Here is a 19,842-nt window from a genome sequence, read left to right as displayed (position 1 = left end):
ATGCGGGCTTTTATCGCGCTGTTTATAGTTTTTGTCGCGTGCTCGGTTTCAGCGGCGACATCAGTTGACATGCTTTCGGCGCGCGATTTAGTCGAGGTGTCGGAGCTCGCGAACTTGCGTCTTTCGCCGGATGGAAGTGTCGTGGTTGTTGACGAGATTCGTCCCGACGTTGCTTCAAACTCGATCAAGCGCACGTGGCGTTTGATCTCGGTTGCGCAAGGAAAGCTGCTTTCATCCGTGCCGGCGGGGGAGGCAAGAATTGAAGTTAACTACACGATTCACTACGAGGCGCCTGTTTGGTCCGCCGACTCCAAATGGTTTTATTATCTCGCGTTGCGCGAAGGTGCGGTGCAGGTTTGGCGAACCTCATCCACCGGGATGCGCACCGAGCAGGTTACGCGAGACGAAGCCGACGTCGAAAATTTCACGCTCGACCCAGGCTCTCACCTTCTATTCTACAATGTGCGTGCAACGCGCGCTGCCATCGCGGCCGCTGAACGCCGAGAGTTTGAGCGCGGCGTTGCGATCGACGGGTCAATCGTTTTAACCGGACCGGTGTTTGGCGGCTATCCGATAAACGGGGGGAATCACTCCGCGCGTCTATTCGGGCGCAGTTTGACTGGGATTCTGGGTGGCGAGCCACTTCGAACGAAAGCCATCGATCTGCGTGTGCTGCGGTTGGTGGAGGTCACGCCACAGGACAAGGATCGCTACACTAAGCTTGTGACGCCGATCGACGTGGGAGAGGTTGAGGTCGCAGATGTTGTCAAATCATCTGATGGCCGATATGTCGCCTACCGTCGCGCATCGCCTCGAACTGCAGAGCAAAAGCTTCAGAGCGTGCCGGCAATGTATTCGATCGTTGTGAAGGAGATTGGCCGATCGAACAGCGAGGTGGTCTGCTCCGTAGAAAGTTGTCCCGGGAGCGTTAAACATCTCCGGTGGTCAGACCAAGGTGCCGTGCTCTACTTCGTGACTGAGGAGAGCCAAGGAACAATTGCAACACTGCATGCTTGGGATGCCGCAACGAAGGCTACGAGCGCAGTTTATTCCAGCGGCGGCTTGATTACCTCTAACGTTCCCTATTACTCGTCTACTTGCCCGATCGCCAAAGGCGAGGCGTTCTGCATCGTAGCATCTGCAAAAATTCCTCCCGCCGTTGTCGCGGTAAACTTGAAGGACAAGTCTTCTCGAGCTTTGTATGCTCCGAGTTCATCTATTCAGTCACGAATTCCTTTTTCGGCCGAACATATAAGTTGGAAGGATGTAACCGGAAAAACAACCACGGGGGTTTTGGTTCTGCCCGACCAGACGACTCCAAGCGCAGGTTTTCCGCTTGTTATTGTCACTTATAGATGTCGCGGCTTTCTGAGAGGCGGAACTGGCGATGAGTATCCTGAGTTTCTTTTTGCCCGCGCGGGTATCGCAGCGCTTTGCGTCAATTTTGATTTGCAGACGGTCGTTGGTAGCGATGGCGAAGGGGGCGCCGTCATCGACGCTGGCCGTCGCGCAGGTCTAGCGACATATGAGGCGGCAATAGAGCTGCTTTCATCGAAGAAGCTCATAGACCGAAGCAAAGTAGGCATTGTTGGGCTAAGCTATGGCGCCGGCCTCGCGCAGTACGCGCTAATGCACTCAAACCTATTCGCGGCAGCGTCGATTAGCCAGGGCGGCATCAGCGATCCGATAAGGTGGTATTTCGCACCGCCGGGCGGAATTTTCCGACGGTACATGGAGGAAAATGTCCATCTGCCGCCGCCTTACAACGACCCCAAAGGTATCTGGGCGCAAAAGTCACCGGCCTTAAATGCCTCGAAAATTAGTGCACCGATTCTTATTCAGGCGTCCGACCAAGAATTCATTTATGGGCTCGAATTTTTCAGCAATCTCGCAGACGCTAAAAAGCCCGTCGAAATGGTCGTCTTTAAGGACGAGGGTCACGTAAAAACGCAACCCGTTCATAAGTTGGCCGTCTATGACAGGAACGTCGCTTGGTTTCGTTTTTGGTTGCAAGGGATAGAAGAGGCGGATCCTAGAGACCCTCAACAGCTTGAGCGCTGGAAGAAATTGGCGGCAACCGCAGTAGAGTTAGGCCGCCAAGAGCAGACGTCGAACTAAGCAACACGCATGGCACTTGGAAAATGCTCAGACTGCGGCATGCGTTTCGCATTCTCCATCCGAGCGACCCAAGCTTCAATGACCATGAGATAATTCAGGCTTCCAATATCGCCGGTTGCCATATGCTCCCCGCGCTTGAAGAAATTTTCGAGCGTTATGCGATTCAAGAGGCCGGCTGATGCAAGTTTCCCCTCGAGGAGTAGCATCTTGAGATACTTATTATTCTTATCCGAGAGAATTGACGCTCGATAATCTTGTGAGCTGCGCCCCTTGGTGTACCGATTCACAATTGCGCTCGGAAGTTCCGGGCCAAAGACGGCGCGCTCAAACGATCGAATCGTGCCGCCTTTGCTCATGAAATACGAAGGAACTCGCAGTAACGCCTCGACAACAGGTTGAAACAACATTGGGTCGAATGCTTCGAACATTTCGAAGTGGTCGCTAGCTCGTGGTCGCAGCGACATGCCCAACATCGCCGCGTGCATCGCTTTGCCGGGCGGGAGTTTTTCGAAGTCGTCCGCCCAAGGAACAAGGGTCGATCCGTCAACTTTGGTTTCCGGGATGTCTCCGAGAAAGCGATTCGAAAGACGCCAAAGGTCCCAGATCTTTCGCGATTGCTGTCCCTTGGACATCGATGCAATTACGCTAACGTAAGAACTGCGCGACAGCGTTGCGACGTCGGCAATGCATTTGAAAAGCCCAGGGCGTAGCCCCCTCGTACGCAAATAGTCTTGGGCCGGATACATCCACCGCGACGCGAAGAATGCCTGATCGCCACCGTAGCCCGTCCAGAGTGTAGTTGTGCCGAGCTTCTGGCTGATGTCATTCCAGAAAGGAATGCGATGGTTGACGAGAATTTCTCCGTCGGGCCGCGTAGTGAGTGGACCACTTGCGAGCAATTGCTGGAAGTCGAGCGTAGCCATCGCAAGTGGTCCCTCGATCAGTTCGAAAGCGAACTTCTCCGCGACCATTCGTGCATAGGGGCGCTCGTCGCCTTGCTCAAAGTCCGAGAATCTATTTACGCAAACGACGCGCTTCGGCTCAGGCGACTTGTGCAGCACGGCAGCGATCGATGAGGAGTCTAACCCACCAGATAGGCTCAATGCGGTTGTTGGATTCTCAATGAGGAGCTGATCAACACAGCCCTGAATTGTCTCGCGCACCGCGGTAACGGCAGTCGCGTGATCCTTGAATGGGTGACTCGCGATGCTTGCCGGATCCCACGCCCGGCATTGCATATGCGCTCTCTGTGCAAACTTGAAGAGTTCGCCCGGGAAGATCTCAGAAACATTCTCCAGCCCGGTCTCTCGACTCTGCACAATTCCGACGTTCAGCGCGGCAAAAACATGATTCCAATTGATACTCAATTGAACGAAGCCGCACGCAATCGCGTCTTCTAAGTCCGAGAAAACAACGTGCAAGCCTGGGCGCAAAGTAATGAAGTAACAGCTCTGCCTTCCGCCCGGATCGCGCAAGACGGAAACGGACGCATCGTCGTTCGTGATAAATGCAGTGTATCTTCCCCAGTATGCTTCTGTCGCCGCTCGAGCAACATCTGCTGCAGATGAGTGCATCGATAGCGCTACCGACGCCGCAGCGTCGGGGCGTTCCAGAATCCGTCCAAGAACTGTGCATCGTGGCAGCGCGTGCGGATAATGCCGCTTCGGTCGGGCGAATTCGCCAATGGTCACAGCGTCAGAAGCACTGTTCCACTGCCAACCCCGCAGCACCGTGCGGCACCTACTCACTGCATCGCCGTAGTCGAGCGGAAGTGGGCCGGCGACGGTTTGCATGATGGCAATGTAGCGAAATTCGTTCATCGTCAGATCACCATGATTGGGCGGAAGCGACGAACCGCAGCCGCTTCTTCTGTCAATACGGCGTTGCCGATCTGGAGCCAGCAGTGTGCGCCGAATGGATCTCCGGAAACACCAAATACCCATTCTGGGTGCACACCGAACGCCGCCAAGAAGTTGATCGCCATAAAGGAATCCCGGAGGCAAATGCTGTCGGTGGGGAACAGCGGTCGCAAGCGCCTAAACACTCTCATCAATGCGGCTGCGTGTTCAGCAGAGCTCTCGCTGCGATCAACATCATTGCCGCGGCGTACGCGTTTGGCGCGTGTGACAATTTCTGAAATAGGAAGCCTTCTCAGCAGGTATTCGGATCGCATCGCGCTGATAAAGAAGATGCGTAGCTGTGAAAGAGTAGGCTTGGCCGGACCGGTGTCGCTAACAGTCGCGACTTCCGTAATCGCAGATATCGCGATGGTGGGCGCAAAATCTTTCCCGTTTTGGAGATCGGACGCCATCAATCCGCGGCGCTTAAGTTCAGCCTCGACCGCTTGGTCATTCTCGTCGAAAGCTGTTTTCTCTTTGAGGTGCGTCGCAAAATTCTCGACGCTGCGGCGATCTACACTCAGGTACCGATCCCGCGACAGGTCGAGAAAAATACAATGACGATCAGTGTAGCAAAAGAACGCATGGTCGACTAACGCGAGCATCTTGTTCTCCTCCATCTGAGCGAGACCTATCGTCCCTTTCGTGCGGCGAATTTGCGCTATTCAAAGATCCCATCGATAGGCCGCTCTGACTCGCCACTACCGCCAATAATGCCGAACGTAAGTGCCGATATACGGCCAATTTCGTGAACCTCGACTGCTGTTGGCCGATCTTGTTCGAGTGAAATTTGATGCGCGCATCGTTCGTGCAGGGTCATCGCGTTTTCCTTGGTCGGAATCGAACGGAGGCGCCGCAGATGCAGCGCCTCCGCCGTACGAGATGCTTACTCGAACGTGCCGTTGACCGGATTTTCGATGTCAGATTCGAAATTGACCGGCAGGCCGAACGTATCTTCCGAGACGACGCCGATTTCGATGAGTTCCATCTTAATTCTCCTTTGGAGTGCCACACCAGCGTGGCAACGGGACCGTGCGGTTGATCCAATTTGCTCGCAAGCATGAGCAAAATGTTTTTCGTTAACTCGCACGGCGTGCATTCGGCGCGCGACTTGGTGCAAAAAACCTTTTGTAGATTGGCGTTTTCTTCACGCGCTGTTCGGCGAGAAGTTGCGCGCAATTCTCTTCACTACCGTCGGGCGAAATCTCTGTAGAGATCGCGTCGATGCCGTGCGTGCCGCTGCGCGAAGCGAAGATCGACCCCATCACGCTTCGCCCGCGCTGAGGGCCAAACGCTGAATCTCCGACGCAATCGATGCCGCCGCGCGCACACGTTTGGCCGTGTAAACCTCGAGAGCACGGAGGAAGCGGTCGTACTGACCGCGATAGAAGCTGCGCATCAACTGCGCCACTTCCTCGCGATGATCGGGTACGACCAGATGCTCGACGCGACGCGCCAGCATCAGCCTGGTCAGCTCTGCATCGAAGGTTTCGCGATGTGCGGGGTCTGCACCGCGGGCAATCGCGGCGCGCAATAAATCTTCGATCTCGGCCGCGACCGCGTGCGGCGGCGCCATTTCGGGCAGCAGCTCGGCCAGCGCGAGTTTCTCTTCGCGATCGAGCCCGTATTGCCGTTGCCGTTTTTCGCCTTGGCCCAGGATGACCGCGCTGCAGATCTGTTCGTACGCAGTCGTATAGCGACGTTCGATCTGCGCCACGGTTGGGATCAGCAGCGCATAGCCTTTTTGCGGGCTGTGCCGCACCAGCTCATCGGTGACCAAACGATTGAGCGCGCGCGTCAGCGTGTTGCGGCTGATCTCAAGCCGGTCCGCTAATGGTTGCAGCAGAAAGTCACGCTCGGTGCGCAGCTCGCCATTCGCAATCAGGCGCTTCAGTGTCTGGTAGGTCGTTTCATGTTTCGTCGGCGCCACCTGATCGAGGCGCAGTTCGGTGCCGTTCGCCGGCCGGCTTGTTATGACGTCGAAGTCGCCGAGGTCAGCGAAGTTCGGGGTCTTGGACATATGCGGATCAATCCTTTGCTCATGCGGCGACCGGCCCCCCACTGCCGCGCGGTGATTTCTGCTGTGCTTCCCACAGTTCTGCGTAACGACCATTGTCGCGCAGCAAGCTCGTATGCGTGCCACGCTCGACGACGCTCCCGTTCTCCAACACCAGAATTTGATCGGCCTCTGTCACCGCGCTTAAACGATGCGCGATGATCAGGCTGGTGGTGCCCATTGCGACCGTACGAAGCTGGTTGAGAACTTCGCGTTCGGTGGTCGCATCCAATGCCGAGGTCGCTTCGTCGAAGACGAACAGCGACGGATGTTTCAAGGCCGCTCTGGCGATCGCAACGCGTTGGCGTTCGCCGCCCGACAGTTTTACGCCACGCTCGCCGATCACCGTGTCGAAGCCCTCGGGCAAGGTGCCGATCAGATCGTGAATGCGCGCCAACTTGGCGGCATGTTCCAGCGCGCCGAAATCCGAGTTGCCTTGACGTAGCAAGATGTTCTTTCCGATCGTCTCGTTGAAAAGGCCCGCATCCTGCGGAACGATCGCGATCCGGTCGCGGAGGCGCTTGAGGGGAAGCGCCCGCAGATCCACATCGTCCAGCAGGATGCGTCCTTGATCGGGATCGTAGAGACGCAGCAACAGCCGCGTGATCGACGACTTGCCCGACCCCGTCGTGCCGACAATGCCCACCGTCCCGCCTGCACGCACCGTGAAGGACAGATTGCGCAAGGCCGGCTCGCGCTCGGCCTCGTAGCGGAAGGTCACATCGTCGAACACCAACTCGCCGGCCTTGCGCTCGATGCTGCGCACGAACGGCATCGCATGGGCGTAGTGCCCACCTTCTTCTTTGTCTTCGGCGTGATCGACCTCGCGCGGCAGGTTCAAAAGTCCCGCCATCAATTCCAGATTTGCCAAGGCTTGCCCGATGTCGCGCATGGCAAAGCCGATCATTTCGAGCGGCCGGACCACTTGCAGCATATAGGCGCTCACCAACACGAAATCGCCGACGCTCATGCCACCGTTGGCGACCAGGCGGGCTGCGAACAGCACCGTGGTTGCCAGGGACAGAATGAACACCGACGCGACCAGCAAGCCGCCACGGGCGCGGTTGCGATAGAACATGCGCCAATCGTTTTCGGTCTTTTGCAGACGGCTGCCGAAGCGCGCTTGCGCGTAGGGCTCGGCGTTGAAGCTTTTGAGGGTCTCGCCGTTGCTGAGCAGATCCTGCAGCACGGCGCTCGATTCCACCTGCGCACTGCTGACCGCGCGCGACGGGCCCGTAATGCCGCGCACGCTGACGCGGAAGGCGAGCACATACAGCACCATCGAAACCGCGAAGATCGGCAGGAAGTCGGCACGTCCGAACTGGATCAGCACGACCGCGATGGTGGTGAATTCGATCACCACGGGGACCAAGGTTAGCGACAAGTGCGAGAGCAGGGTTCGCAGGCCCATCACGCCGTTCGCCAGGATCTGCACCATCGACCCGCTTTGCCGTTGGCGCTGTATGCGCAAGGGCAGGGCAAGCAGATGCTCAAACAAATGCGTGGAGATGTGGCGCACCAGGCGCTGTTCGGCGGCACCGTGGCTGAACCAGCGCAGCTCGCCCAGGCTCCGGCTCAGCGCCTGACTCAGTACATAGGCCGCGAGCAGCCACAGGGTTGAGGCCGCAGCGGCTTGTGCAGGATCGGTCGCGAAGCGATCGACCAGCAGTTTTAAGAGTAAAGGCGACAGGCCGAGCAGCGCCGCACTTGCCAATGCACAGGCCAGTGCCAGTCCCATGCGTACCCGGATGAACAGATCCGATTCACGCCAGATCAAGGTGGCGGCCGTAGCGAAGGCGGTCTTCGGCTTGTCTCGCATGCGAGCGTGCTCCGGAGGCGGAATTACATCGCGCGGACGAGACGGTTCACCGGCCTACAACCCAATGCAAGCAAGTACCGATCGGGTTTTTTGATGAAGATTCAGAAGAATTGTCGCTTTCTGTGATCGGCGAGAAACCCAATGTTTACGGGCAATTTTCGCACATCCGAAATTGTATACAGGGCGCCGGCGGCGCGCTCCGCGCCGTCAAAACTCCTGACTCGGCAAGTTGAGAGATATGCAACGCGCGTGTGCGCGCCGCTGTCAGCGCGGACGCGTGCGCGGCTTAACTTTTGGTCGCAGAATTTGTCTGGACAGCGATGGCATTGCGACAACGCGTTTCTGGCTGTAGTCGCGAAACGCGCGCAGCAGCTCGTCATATTTGCCGGCGCGATACAGACGCACGATGCGCGCGGCGTCGTCGACATGGTCGGGTAAAATCTGTTCGGCGAGCCGCATCGGCGCCAAGGTCGCAACATTGTCACGGGCGTCGGCGAGGCATTTCGGATCGCCGGCATGGGCGGCGACGTCGAGCAGAATGGTTTCGATCAAGCGCGCCGGTGTGTCTTCGGCAATGACGGCGGCGCGCCGCGACAACTCGCGGAATGTGGTCGACCGCGCATCGCTCGACCGGCGCACCGCACGCCCGTTGGCGCCCGGCCGGCGTGCGCGCGCAATGATCTCGGCGCGCTCGGCGTAAGCGCGGGTCAAGGTGACGTCGTCGGCGACGCGCGGGAAATAGCCTTGTTCGGGGATATAGGTGAGCAACCCCTCAGCCTCGAGCTGCTTGAACGCGTCACGGATCGGCGTGCGGCTGACGCTGTAGGTGTCGGCGAGATCGCGGCTCGATAACGGCTCCGCCGGCGGGAATGCAGCATCCCGAAGGAGCTCCCGCAGTGTGTCGTAAATCATGTCGACCTTGCGCACGGCAGGCGGCATGAAGCGGTCCCCAGTGAGCCATAGTTCGGCTAAAACGCAGCCGGACCGACTCTCTATCACTTTTGCCTGCAACGGGCGAGAAAAGCTCGATTGTTGCGACCTGGCGGGGATATTCGGAATTCTGACTAAAAACGCGTAGGAGCGAAAACCGCTGTCGCACCTAGCGAATGGATCAGTGCATGCGCCTCACAGCGCGGGACCGCGCGCGCGAACCTGCCATAGGGCTTCGACGCGATCGCCACGGACCGCAACCAGCCAATCGTGCAGCGACACGGTCGGATCGCAATGGCCTGGGATCATGCGCACGCGCGCACCGATCGTGAGTAACGCACCGTTGAGGTCGAGCGTACCGTGTTCGTCCGACGGGCCGGCATAGACGGCGCCTTTCGGCGTGACGATGACGGGCATGCCGCTGTCGAACGCAATTGCTTTCAGGCCGGCATCGATCACCGCATGTCCGGCGCGCGCGACGCTGCTGCAGGTCGCAAGCACGAACAACACGTTCTCGAATTGCGGCGGTGCGTTGTTGCGGCCGTAGTCGGCATCCATGAACACGTAGCTGCCTGCTTGCAGCTCGGTCCACGGTCCCGCCTGTTGTTCGAGTTCGAACGTGCCGGTGCCGGCGCCGCCGACAATCTCGGCTTCCAGACCTGCGTTGCGCAAGGCGGCCAAGGTTGCGTTGGTCGCGTCGGCCGACGCGGCAATCGCCGTACGCCGCGCGTCGGGATCGCGCAAATGCTGCGCCGACCCGTGATAGGCCTGCAGCCCGCGAAAGCGCAGATGCTTGCTGCGCGCGATCGTCTGCGCCAACGCAACGGCTTGCGCGCCAGGCTCGACGCCGCAGCGATGCTGGCCGACATCGATTTCCACCAGCATGCCGGGCGTTGTGCCTGCGGCGGCGGCCGCTTCTTCCAGCAATGCGACATGGCGCGGATCGTCGGCGCAGCTTGCGACGGTCGCGTGCGCTGCCAGCGCGGCAAAGCGTGCAGCGCGCGACGCATCGGCAATTTGGTTGGTCAACAACACGTCGCGGATGCCGCCTGCGACCATCGCTTCGGCTTCGGCGACAGTCTGCGCGCAGACGCCGACGGCGCCGCGCGCGATCTGCGCCTGTGCGACCTCGACGCATTTATGCGTCTTCACATGCGGCCGCAGCCGGACTTTGCCGTTCGCGGGAACCAGCGACGCCATGCGATCGAGATTGCGCTCGAACGCATCGAGATCGATCAGCAGGGACGGGGTCGCGACCTGGTCGAGCCGGTCACCGATATTTGCGGGTTTCATGGCGGCGAACCTAAAGCGGGCGCCTGCGGACAGAAAGAGGTCGGCGGTGCGGACCTCTGATTCGGTATCCAGCAAACCGCCAAGACGCCAAGGACGCCAAGGTTCGCCAAGAGTCACAGGTCGTTGTAAGTCGCGTCGCACGACGCAATGGTTTTATCGACGCGCGAAGCGCGTCAGGAAATCCCTTGCAACCATGCGACGAGCGCCGCCGCGTGCTCGCTCTCTTGGCGCCCGCTTGGCGCACTTGGCGTCTTGGCGGTTTGCTTATTCGTGCCTCGCCAAACGGGGCACATCTACCCCCGCGGCAGAGTCATCACCACGACCAGGCCGCCATGGTCCGCGTTCTTTGCGGTCACGGCACCGCCGAGCGCTTCGGCGTTGCGTTTGACGATCCAAAGGCCGAGCCCTTGGTTGCCGCCTTCGGCGCGCGCGCCTTCGCGTTTGGAGAAATAGCGATCGAAGATGCGCGGCAGATCTTGCGCGTCGACACCCGGCCCGTCATCGGCGACGCAGACTTCGACACGGCCGTCGACCAGCTTCACCACCAGATCGACATTGTGGCGCGCAAAGCCGACCGCGTTCTCGACCAGATTTTCCAGCGCCGCTTCGATCAGCGATGCACCGCCGCGCGCGATCGCATGGTCGGCGATGCGCGCAACCAGATGCGGCGCATCGGCGGGAAGCATCTTTTGGAACTGCGCCGCCAAGCCGCGCGCAATCTCCGACACGTCGATCCGTTCGTCGGGCGGGTCGAGCAGGTCGGCGGCACCGCGTTCGGTCTGGCGCGCGGCCGCAACCAGATTGTCGAGCCGCTCCAACGACGCCTCGATCGCGGTCAGCGCGCGCTGGCCGCGCAGATCGTCGGCCGACACGCGTCGGCGCATCTGCTCGATCGCTTGCCGGATGGTTGCAATCGGCGTTTTGAAGGCGTGCGCATTTTCTTCCGCCGCGTCGCGGATCGACCTTGCTGCTGCACGCAACCGGTCGACCATGCGATCGAATGCAGCCGCGACCGGCGCCAGCTCGGCGATACCGGTCGATTCCCGAAATCGTGCGTCGGCACGATCGCGCGCAACCGCACGCGCAGTCGCCGCGAAGCCACGGATCGATAGAAACACATCGGCCAGAATGGCGAAGACCAGAAACGCGAGCGCGAGATACACCGCCGCGGCGAGCTGCACTTCCGGCAAGCGCCAATAGGACTCGCCAAGATGCGCGCGCCCACCCGCCAGCGACTCTGCCGTTACCAGCACCCAGCAGCCGCGCGGCGTTTGAATCGGCGTGAGCGACGTCAGAAGCTCGGGCGCCTGGCCCGGCAACTCGACACGACGCGTCAACGGCACGGTGCCGGCGCAACTGTCGGCGAGTTTCTGCAACACGCCCATATCAGCCAGCAACGCACGTTCGCGTTCGAGCGCGTCGGGGCGCACTTCGGGCGCGGCCGCGACATAGAAGAATCCGCCTTCGGCGCCAGTGGGGCGGAACAGCAATTTCAAATTGACGCCGCTGCCGGCAAACCGCGTCAGCTCTTCTTGTAAGCGGAACACCGGCACGGAATCGGCGCGCGTCAATGTCGGCTCGAGCGCCTTTGCGACCACCAGGCCGCGTTCGCGCACTGCTTCGAGCAGCAATTCCTGTCGCTCGCCCTCGGCTTGTTGAAACCGGTCATAGAGCAGCCACGGCACCGCGACGAACACAGCGGCGAGTAGCGCCAGCCGGATCCACAGCGAACGGCCACGTCGTCGTTGTTCGGGGTGTGCGAGTTCGCGCGGTGCGGCGCCGGGAAAATCCGATGCCTGCAACTCAGGCAGACCCATCGCGCCACCGATAGCCAAAGCCAGGATAATTCTCGAGCTCGGCGAAGGCGTCGTCGAGCGCGCGGAATTTCTGGCGGATGCGTTTCACCATCGCGCGCACATTGGTGCGATAGCCTTCGCCTTCGGCACCCGCGACAAAGCCGGCGCCTTTCACCACGTCGTAGATTTCGCGATAGGTGACGTCCTGTCCGGCGCGGCTGGCGAGCAACTGCACGACTTTGACTTCCGACAAGGTCAGATCGACCCGCTGGCCTTGCCATGCAACGCGCGCACCGTCGATCGAGAGCGGGTTGGTGCCGTTGCCGTCGGCGAGATCGTCGCCCATCAAAGAGGAATTGGGCGGCAATCCACGCACCGCGGCGATCGCATTCTGCAGCCGGTGCAGGATGACGCCGATCGAACGCGTCTTCTCGATGAAGTCGACCGCACCTTCGGCCAGCGCGCGTTCTTCGAAAATCGGCTGCTGCAAACCAGTCAGGAACAGAACCGGCGAACGTCCGCCGGCCTTGCGATAGCTCTTCAAGAATTCGAGTCCGTCCATGCCCGGCATTTGCCAGTCGAGCAGAATGGCGTCGAACGCGTAGCCTTTGGTCAAATGATCGAGCGCGCTCTCGGCCTGTTCGAACAGGTCGACGGCAAAGCCCGCATCTTCGAGATTCCAGGACAGGGTCTCGCGAAACAGCGGGTCATCGTCGATGAGCGCGATCTGCCGCAGCGGATCAGGCACCCTTGGCCACTCCTCGTAAGCAGGAATCAACGCTGACTGCGCGGCCGGACATTTGTTGGTCCAGCGCGTAAAAACCCGCGCGCGCCGTGTCGTAATAGAGCCAGGCTTCGACCGCGCAATCGCGACCGCGCCAGGTCCAGATCCGCGCCGCGCCCGCTTCGCGTTCCTCGGTCGGCACGCCGAGCTGCGACTTGAGTTGCGCGTCGGACAGGCCGACCAGCTTGGCTGGCATCAGCGCCGACGGGTGCGCCTCGGGCAGCACATCATCGGGCGGCGTCAATGCGCCGGGCGGCACGGCGGGCGCGACGCCCGCGACGCGCGGCGAAACCGAGCTGCGCTGCGCCTTGTAGTCTTTGGGCAAGTATTTGCGCCAATCGACCTCGGCCTGTTGGGCCGGCTGGGCGCAGCCCGCAACCAGCAAAGGCAGCAGCATGAGTAGGGAGCGGTGAAGGGACATCCTGCGCAATAACGGCCGGCGACTGGGAAAGTCTCCCGGTCGGTCATTTTTCCGCACCGTGGACGAAATCCCACGGTCACGGCGTGACATAGCTGTGACGCCGCCGACATTCCCGTGACCTCGCTTGTGAAAGCGGAGCGGCGTTTGCCAACTGCCGTTCAGCCACCATGAACGACCGCCCAACCTTGTCCACGACCCCGCGCACGCGCCGCTCAAAGCTGCTGCTGCTGCTGAGCGCGGCGCTTGTCGTGCAGGCGGTCGGCACGATCGCCTGGTCGGCGAACGCAGCCGCGGATTCACACCAGGACGTGCCGCAAACCATCGCATCGATCGTGATGCCGACGCCGCTGCGCGTCATGCCGGCGCCGTACGGGCTCGATCGCGGCACATGCGATCGCTCGGCACTGTCGACCGACATCGTTGCAGGCAAGCCGCGACGCAGCACGGTGGGCGGCGGCGTGTTGGGCGCGCTGATCAGCGCGGATCTCGGACGTGCGATGGACGAGGCCGATCAGGTCTGCGTCGCACAGGCGCTGGAATATGCGCCCGACCGGGCACGTATTGCTTGGGCTGCGCATGACGGCGAGCAGCTGACCATCGCGCCCGAAACAACATTCGAACGCGAAGGTGGCTGGTGCCGCACCTATCGCGCGACGGCCGAAAGCGACGGCCGCCGCACCACAACGCTCGGCACTGCATGCCGCGGCCCCGACGGGCTGTGGCGCGCGAACGGGTAAGGACAGGACCATGGACGAACAAGATTTCGAATTGCCGACCGACGAGTCGCTTCTGTCGGCGCTGCTGGTGCTGAGCGCTGCACCGCGCCGTTCGCGCCGCCGCTATTTCCGCGACGACGAGCTTTTCACTATGCCCGAGCCTGAACCCTCTAGGCCGGCGCTGCCGCCCTCCCGGATTTCAATTCGAGAAATGAAAGCGGGGAGCCTCGCTGCGCGAGGCTAATGCTTTCGTGGCGTCCTGACGCTGGTTTTGCTCTCCCCAGCACGCCACGGAACGCCCGCCTTTCGCCTCTCCCGGGTGAAAGGCGGGCGTATTTCTGTTCAGGCTTTGATTTCTTTCGGATCGGGCCGGTAGGTCCCGAAATGCCAAAGATAGCCTTCGGGATCGTGCGCCGAATAATCGCGCGACCCGTAGTCGGTATCTTTCGGCGGCGCCACCGCGATCGCCCCTGCAGCAACTGCGCGTGCGTAATGCGCATCGATGTCGGCGACGACCATATACACAGCGTGCGTAACGCCGCCGGCCCGTTTGGGATCGAGCTGCGCACAATGATCGCTGCGTCGGGACCCCAGCATTAGACATGCGCCGTCGTGCCAAAGCTGCGCGTGCGCGACGGTGTTGTCGGGACCAGGCACGACCATGCCGCGTGTCAGGCCGAACGCCTTGGTGATGAATTCGATTGCGCCGGGCGCGTCGCGATATTGCAAACCAGGGATCAACATCGAAGCTCTCATTGGTTGGGAAACGATGCAGCGACGCTAGCGGCGCGCGCCAACCGGCTTCTTGTAAGTTTGTTACCTGGTCGCGTTCTCGATGCCGCCTTCGTCGGGCAAGGCCAGCTTGAGCAGTTCGCGCGGCGTTGCGCCGGCAAAGCCGCGAAAGTCGCGCAGTAAATGCGCCTGGTCGTGATAGCCGCAGGCAAGCGCAACCTCGGCCGCGGGCACGCCGCCGCAGCGAAACAGATCCAGCGCCCGTTCGAACCGCAGCAGGCGCGCAACCGGCTTGGGCGCCATGCCGATGGTTTCGTGAAATCGCGCGCTCAGATGTTTGCGGCTCCAGCCTAGGTCGCTGGCGAGATCTTCGATGGCAACCTGGCCGCCGGTTGCGACCAGCTTTGCCCAGGCATGTTCGACTTCGCGCTGCACCGGCCGTTCGGCCAGCAGGCGCGGCGTCATCCAGTCGAGCAACAGCGTGAACCGGGCCGGCCAGTCGCGCGCATTCGCCAGCCGCTCGATCAGCGCACGTCCGTCCGCGCCGGCCACATCGTCGAACGTGACGGTGCGGCAGGTGAGCGTCGCCATTTTGACCTGCAGCAGACGATGCGCGCCGAGCGGCGTCAGATCGACCTGCACGCCGCGCTGCGATCCGGCGCTTTGCGTGACGGTTGGACGATCGTCGAGCCCGGCAATGAATCCGCCCGTGTGCCGGTAGAAGGCGCCATCCGGTTGTGCGCGATCTTCGATCCAGACCGGCGGACCCAGTTCCAACAGCAGCGCGATGTTGGTGCTTGGCAATTCGCGGCGTGACAGCGAGACGGCGCTGCGCTCGTCATAGCCGCAAATGCGATGCACGTAGCGGCGCAGAAGCGGGGGCGGCGGCAGAAAGGCCATCTCCCAGCGATGGTCGTCGCTTTCGTGGCGCACGATGCGCGGCTCGACCATCCGTCCATTGCCTCGACCGATCTCGGGACCGCCAGTGTACTGCCGCGAAGCCCGCTTCGCACCTGCGCAAAAGGTATGAAGTCCGCACGCGCAGGCGCAGCGAAAAAAACCTCCACGCGCCGCATCGACTCCTCGCCCGATCGCGTGCAACGCTTGGCCTTGCGCCCTCCACCCACAAGAAGGGTGCGGCCTCGCAGGAATCGACCCAACTCATTCGACAGAGGAGGAACGATGGCGACGCGCACGCTTAATCAGAATGCTGGCAATCAAAACGCTGGCGGTCCACGCACAGCCGTTCTGGTCGGCCCGTATACAGCGGGCAAAACCACGCTGTTTGAATCCTTGCTCCACATGTCCGGCGCCATTCCGCGCAAAGGCGCGGTCGCAGCCGGCACCAGCGTCGGTGACAACGGCCCCGAAGCCCGCGCCCGACAAACGACGATCGAACCGAACATCGCGCACACGACGTATCTCGGTGACCACTGGACGCTGATCGACGCGCCCGGCTCGGTCGAGCTGACGCAAGATGCGCAGGCCTGCGCCATGATTGCCGACATCGTGATCCTGGTCACCGAAGGCGATCCCGATCGCGCCGTGTCGCTGGCGCCGTGGCTACGCTTCCTGGACGCGCAGCACATTCCGCACGCGATCTTCGTCAACAAGATGGACAAGACCAGCCACCGGCTGCGCGACGTGCTGGCTGCGTTCCAGCTTGTGTCGCCCAAAAAGCTGGTGCTGCGCGAAGTTCCGCTGCGCGAAGGCGATCAGGTGGTCGGCTATGTCGACCTGGTCAGCGAACGCGCCTGGCGGTTCCGGCCCAACCAGAAATCAGATCTGGTCGAGTTGCCCGATGCGGCGGTGCCGCGCGAACGCGAAGCACGCCAGGAATTGCTCGAAGCAATTGCCGACTACGACGACGCGATTCTGGAACAGCTGCTTGAAGATCGCGTGCCGGCGACGGCTGACATTTATGCGCAGCTGGCCAAGGACGTTGCCGAAGAAACCTTGGTGCCGGTCTTCTTCGGCTCAGCCGAGAATTCCAACGGCGTGCGTCGTCTGTGGAAGGCACTGCGCCACGAAACGCCGGACGTGTCGCGCGCTGCGAAACGGTTGTCGGTGCCCGACAGCACAGACCCCGGATCGGGGTCCGGGGCAAGCTTCAGCGCGACCGTGTTCAAGACCTTGCACCAACCGCATGCGGGGAAATTGTCGTTGGCGCGGCTGTGGCACGGCAAAGCCAGCGAAGGCATGTCGATCGGTGGACGGCGTTTGGCCGGCCTCTATCGGATGTTCGGCGGCGAGCTGCAAAAGGCGAGTGAGGCGGTGGCGGGCGACGTCATCGCACTTGCGCGACTTGACGAACTGCTGACCGGGCAACGGATCGGTCTCGACGGCAAAGGTATCGAAACGGCCGGGTGGCCATTGGCACCGCAGCCGACCTACACGCTCGCGATGCAACCGGCCGATCGCAAAGACGAAGTCAAACTGACCGCCGGTCTGCACAAGCTGATCGACGAAGATCCGTCGCTGTCGATCAGCCATGACGGCGACACCGGCCAGCTGTTGTTGCACGGGCAGGGCGACATTCATCTCGCGATCGCCGTCGAGCGCATGAAAAGCCGCTTCAACGTTGCGGTGGTCACCGCACCGCCGCGCGTCGGCTACAAAGAGACGATCCGCAAACCGGTGCGCCAGCATGCACGGCACAAGCGACAGACCGGCGGGCACGGCCAGTTCGGCGACGTCCATATCGAAGTCCGGCCGCAACCGCGTGGTGCCGGCTATGCGTTCGAAAACAAAGTCGTCGGCGGTGCGATTCCGAAGAACTACATCCCCGCAGTCGATCTCGGCATTCGCGACGCGCTGAGCAAAGGCCCGCTCGGCTTTCCGGTGGTCGACGTCGCGGTCGCGTTGGTCGACGGCACGTATCACGCAGTCGATAGTTCGGATCAGGCCTTCCGCACCACCGGTTGGCTGGCGATGCAGGAAGCTTTGCCGAAATGCGACCCGGTGCTGCTCGAGCCGATCCTGGAGTTGAAGATTCAAATTCCGAACGGCTTCACCGCCAAAGTGCACGGCATCGTATCGGGACGGCGCGGGCAGATTGTCGGACTCGCAGCGCGCGACGGTTGGCCAGGGTGGGACGAAATGAGCTGTCGCATGCCAGCGAGCGAAACGCTCGACCTTGCGACCGAACTTCGCTCCGCGACCTTGGGCGTCGGCACATTTACGACGCGCTTTGATCATCTGCAGGAAGTCACCGGCAAGCTCGCTGATCGCATCGTCGAAGAACGAAAACGCGCGATTGCAGCTTAGCCGCGCAGGCATACTTGCGCGGCTCGGGGAGGCGCACGCGCAACCGAAAGCGCGGAGTGGCATGGAGCCAACTCCGCGCTTTTGTTTTTACCGGCTGTAGAAAGCAACCAGGCGCGCGGATCGCTCGTTCTCTCGACGCCCCCATTCACGCGTTGCTGGAGAGAGTCTGATGCGCGATCCGAAACATCCTCGCCCGATTCCGACCGCGCACGATCCGGCGATGTTTGCCGACGTGCCGGCACCGCAAGACGTCGCGGGCAACATCCGCGTCACCGGTTCGCCGCGACCGTCGTCGCTCGACAAGCAGAACCTGCCGCACGGCAGCGACCGCAAGGGACCGGCGTAACGGCTCAGGCTGGTTTTGGCGGCTCGGGGCGCGGCCAGCGCGCGTCGGCCCAGGCGGCGACGTAGAAGGCTTTGGCCGGGTCGTCGAACAGCACCGCCATCGCTTCGCGCGTCCCGTCCCACGCGGACGGCACCAGCGCGTAGCCGTCGCGCCCGAACAGGCGGCGCAGCTGCTCGTGGAAATCATAAAGACCCAGCCCGCGCTGGGGCGGGGCCGGCAGCGCGACTTTGACGGCGCACCGGAAACGTCGGCGGGCAATCAGATCAGGGCGCGGCGCGGCCATCGCTTTCTCTCTCGACATTCGGTGGGAGAGAACATAAAGAGAACATCTGGGTTCGAGTCAACGACCCCAATCGCTGATTTTGCCGCCTGAAAGGAAGCCGCCGTGAGTGTTCATGTCCTGCTGCCATTTCACCTCAACCAAGATGCCGACCGCGACCTCCAATTCGCTGCCGGCCTGTCGTCATCCGCGCGCCAGGCGATGGCGCTGCGGTGGATCCGGCGCGGCCTGGACCTTTATCGCGAGCAGGGTTGGGGCGCCTACGGCGCGGCGCGGCTGGACGACAAGGTGCGCACCATGCTGCTGCCGCTGACGGCCCAGGAAAGCGCCGTGATCGACGAGATCCGCGCCATCGCCGAAGGCGGCGACGATCTGCAGGCGGTGCTGCACTCGCTGCTATGGAACGGCAGCCTGTTCGACTACACGCCGAAAATGTCGGAAGACGAGCTGATGGCGTTCGCCGCCGAATAGGCGATTGGCCGTGGCGGAGTGTCTTAACCACCACGACGCCACGAACGCCACGTTGCACCACGGTACCGAGCCAGGGGCTGAGATCGACGCCATTGCGGCAAGCGTACTGGACTGCGCCTTCGCAGTTCACCGAGCGTTCGGTCCGGGTCTGCGTGAGTCAGCCTACGAGCAATGTCTTTGCCTTGGATTGGCGGATCGCCGGCTTCGATTCGAGCGCCAGAAGGCACTCTCGATAACGTATCTAGGACAAAGCATCCCAAACGCGTTGCGACCGGACTTGATTGTCGAAGGCGTTTTGGTGGTGGAAGTAAAAGCGGTTGAGTCGCTGCTGCCGGTCCATCAAGCGCAAATACGAACCTACCTGCGCCTTGCAAACCTGCGTCTTGGCTTGCTCATCAATTTCAACGTGCCTCTGTTGAAAAACGGCGTCCGCCGCGTCCTCTTGTGATTCATATTCGCGCGCGAAGCGCGCAGCAGAGATTTCCGCCAATAGAGATCGAGCTCGCAGTCGCCGCAGAGGAAGCATCGTGGTGCTCCGTGGCGTACGTGGGGTCGTGGTGGTTAATGCAGATCTAGCTCGGTGACGGGGACGAAGTCTCGACGAAGCCGTCGGGCGTCCAGTCGATTTCGTTGCCCAGCTCGAAGCCGTGCGACAGATGCACGATCAGCGCGGCGGCACCGTGGGTTTCGATATGCTCGCGGTGGCTCTGCAGGAAGGCGAGAAGTGCGTCGCCGTCGCTGAGGTCGCCGGTATAGCCAAAAGCGCGAAACGATTGCGCCGGGATGCGCACGCGACGGGTCGCGTGGGCGATGCGCGCGTAGGTGTGGACCGCCTGTTCGGCCGGATCCCACGTATCGCGGAGAATGGCTTCAAGTCGGAACATGCAGCGTTAGTCAGCCCAGCATTTGTCCGCC

At 61.5% G+C, this 19,842-nt stretch carries 20 protein-coding genes; 7 read left to right on the top strand and 13 right to left on the bottom strand.

Annotated elements, in window-relative coordinates:
* The gene (locus TMPK1_RS10870; RefSeq protein WP_420243032.1) at nucleotides 1–2,118 is read left to right on the top strand and encodes an Atxe2 family lasso peptide isopeptidase; all 2,118 of its coding nucleotides are present in this window, start codon (nucleotides 1–3) and stop codon (nucleotides 2,116–2,118) included.
* On the opposite strand, the gene TMPK1_RS10865 is transcribed toward TMPK1_RS10870, so the two are convergent.
* The 9 genes from TMPK1_RS10865 to TMPK1_RS10825 form a co-directional block, all read right to left on the bottom strand.
* Nucleotides 2,115–3,938: an asparagine synthase-related protein gene (locus tag TMPK1_RS10865; protein WP_420243031.1), complete on the bottom strand. Its 1,824-nt coding sequence runs from the start codon at nucleotides 3,936–3,938 to the stop codon at nucleotides 2,115–2,117. The genes TMPK1_RS10870 and TMPK1_RS10865 overlap by 4 nt on opposite strands.
* A gap of 2 nt (nucleotides 3,939–3,940) precedes the next feature.
* Nucleotides 3,941–4,636 carry a lasso peptide biosynthesis B2 protein gene (locus TMPK1_RS10860; RefSeq protein ID WP_420243030.1) on the bottom strand — a complete coding sequence of 232 codons (696 nt, stop codon included), beginning with the start codon at nucleotides 4,634–4,636 and terminating at the stop codon, nucleotides 3,941–3,943.
* Nucleotides 4,637–5,280: 644 nt separating this feature from the next.
* Nucleotides 5,281–6,036: a GntR family transcriptional regulator gene (locus TMPK1_RS10855; RefSeq protein ID WP_420243029.1), complete on the bottom strand. Its 756-nt coding sequence runs from the start codon at nucleotides 6,034–6,036 to the stop codon at nucleotides 5,281–5,283.
* 19 nt (nucleotides 6,037–6,055) lie between these two features.
* Nucleotides 6,056–7,891 carry an ATP-binding cassette domain-containing protein gene (locus tag TMPK1_RS10850; RefSeq protein WP_420243028.1) on the bottom strand — a complete coding sequence of 612 codons (1,836 nt, stop codon included), beginning with the start codon at nucleotides 7,889–7,891 and terminating at the stop codon, nucleotides 6,056–6,058.
* 264 nt (nucleotides 7,892–8,155) lie between these two features.
* The gene (locus tag TMPK1_RS10845) at nucleotides 8,156–8,830 is read right to left on the bottom strand and encodes a winged helix-turn-helix domain-containing protein (RefSeq protein ID WP_420243027.1); all 675 of its coding nucleotides are present in this window, start codon (nucleotides 8,828–8,830) and stop codon (nucleotides 8,156–8,158) included.
* 186 nt (nucleotides 8,831–9,016) lie between these two features.
* Nucleotides 9,017–10,114 carry a DSD1 family PLP-dependent enzyme gene (locus TMPK1_RS10840; protein WP_420243026.1) on the bottom strand — a complete coding sequence of 366 codons (1,098 nt, stop codon included), beginning with the start codon at nucleotides 10,112–10,114 and terminating at the stop codon, nucleotides 9,017–9,019.
* 293 nt (nucleotides 10,115–10,407) lie between these two features.
* Nucleotides 10,408–11,931, bottom strand: a complete 1,524-nt coding sequence (locus TMPK1_RS10835; protein ID WP_420243025.1) for a sensor histidine kinase — start codon at nucleotides 11,929–11,931, stop codon at nucleotides 10,408–10,410.
* Nucleotides 11,918–12,658: a response regulator transcription factor gene (locus TMPK1_RS10830; protein ID WP_420243024.1), complete on the bottom strand. Its 741-nt coding sequence runs from the start codon at nucleotides 12,656–12,658 to the stop codon at nucleotides 11,918–11,920. Before TMPK1_RS10830 ends, TMPK1_RS10835 begins: the two co-directional genes overlap by 14 nt.
* Nucleotides 12,651–13,091 (bottom strand): hypothetical protein, encoded by a 441-nt coding sequence (locus TMPK1_RS10825; RefSeq protein WP_420243023.1) that lies wholly within the window; start codon nucleotides 13,089–13,091, stop codon nucleotides 12,651–12,653. The genes TMPK1_RS10830 and TMPK1_RS10825 overlap by 8 nt, the downstream gene beginning before the upstream one ends.
* 191 nt (nucleotides 13,092–13,282) lie before the next feature.
* Between TMPK1_RS10825 and TMPK1_RS10820 the strand changes: the two genes are divergently transcribed.
* Together TMPK1_RS10820 and TMPK1_RS10815 are read left to right on the top strand one after the other, a co-directional pair.
* Nucleotides 13,283–13,852, top strand: a complete 570-nt coding sequence (locus TMPK1_RS10820; protein ID WP_420243022.1) for a hypothetical protein — start codon at nucleotides 13,283–13,285, stop codon at nucleotides 13,850–13,852.
* Between the two features lie 10 nt (nucleotides 13,853–13,862).
* Nucleotides 13,863–14,075 carry a hypothetical protein gene (locus TMPK1_RS10815; RefSeq protein ID WP_420243021.1) on the top strand — a complete coding sequence of 71 codons (213 nt, stop codon included), beginning with the start codon at nucleotides 13,863–13,865 and terminating at the stop codon, nucleotides 14,073–14,075.
* Nucleotides 14,076–14,173: 98 nt separating this feature from the next.
* Here the strand turns inward: TMPK1_RS10815 and TMPK1_RS10810 are convergent, their stop codons facing one another.
* Both TMPK1_RS10810 and TMPK1_RS10805 read right to left on the bottom strand, forming a co-directional pair.
* Nucleotides 14,174–14,575 carry a VOC family protein gene (locus TMPK1_RS10810; RefSeq protein ID WP_420243020.1) on the bottom strand — a complete coding sequence of 134 codons (402 nt, stop codon included), beginning with the start codon at nucleotides 14,573–14,575 and terminating at the stop codon, nucleotides 14,174–14,176.
* A 72-nt stretch (nucleotides 14,576–14,647) separates the two neighbouring features.
* A complete protein-coding gene (locus TMPK1_RS10805) occupies nucleotides 14,648–15,514 on the bottom strand; it encodes an AraC family transcriptional regulator (RefSeq protein WP_420243019.1) in 867 nt (288 codons plus the stop codon).
* 231 nt (nucleotides 15,515–15,745) lie between these two features.
* Here TMPK1_RS10805 and TMPK1_RS10800 point away from each other — a divergent pair, with 231 nt between their 5' ends.
* Both TMPK1_RS10800 and TMPK1_RS10795 read left to right on the top strand, forming a co-directional pair.
* Nucleotides 15,746–17,830, top strand: coding sequence for an elongation factor G (locus TMPK1_RS10800; RefSeq protein WP_420243018.1), 2,085 nt, complete (start codon nucleotides 15,746–15,748; stop codon nucleotides 17,828–17,830).
* Between the two features lie 169 nt (nucleotides 17,831–17,999).
* The gene (locus tag TMPK1_RS10795; protein WP_420243017.1) at nucleotides 18,000–18,176 is read left to right on the top strand and encodes a hypothetical protein; all 177 of its coding nucleotides are present in this window, start codon (nucleotides 18,000–18,002) and stop codon (nucleotides 18,174–18,176) included.
* A gap of 4 nt (nucleotides 18,177–18,180) precedes the next feature.
* On the opposite strand, the gene TMPK1_RS10790 is transcribed toward TMPK1_RS10795, so the two are convergent.
* A complete protein-coding gene (locus TMPK1_RS10790; RefSeq protein WP_420243016.1) occupies nucleotides 18,181–18,459 on the bottom strand; it encodes a hypothetical protein in 279 nt (92 codons plus the stop codon).
* 102 nt (nucleotides 18,460–18,561) lie between these two features.
* Between TMPK1_RS10790 and TMPK1_RS10785 the strand changes: the two genes are divergently transcribed.
* Nucleotides 18,562–18,927: a hypothetical protein gene (locus tag TMPK1_RS10785; protein WP_420243015.1), complete on the top strand. Its 366-nt coding sequence runs from the start codon at nucleotides 18,562–18,564 to the stop codon at nucleotides 18,925–18,927.
* 52 nt (nucleotides 18,928–18,979) lie between these two features.
* The gene (locus tag TMPK1_RS10780; protein WP_420243014.1) at nucleotides 18,980–19,375 is read left to right on the top strand and encodes a GxxExxY protein; all 396 of its coding nucleotides are present in this window, start codon (nucleotides 18,980–18,982) and stop codon (nucleotides 19,373–19,375) included.
* A 124-nt stretch (nucleotides 19,376–19,499) separates the two neighbouring features.
* On the opposite strand, the gene TMPK1_RS10775 is transcribed toward TMPK1_RS10780, so the two are convergent.
* Entirely contained in the window at nucleotides 19,500–19,811 is a 312-nt protein-coding gene (locus TMPK1_RS10775) for a hypothetical protein (protein WP_420243013.1), read from the bottom strand.
* Nucleotides 19,812–19,842 lie beyond the last annotated feature (31 nt).

It is taken from the genome of Roseiterribacter gracilis (genome assembly GCA_018332375.1).
Classification (GTDB): domain Bacteria; phylum Pseudomonadota; class Alphaproteobacteria; order BOG-932; family Roseiterribacteraceae; genus Roseiterribacter; species Roseiterribacter gracilis.
Note: the sequence above shows the minus strand (reverse complement) of the source record. Positions and strands in the feature narration are given on the sequence as shown.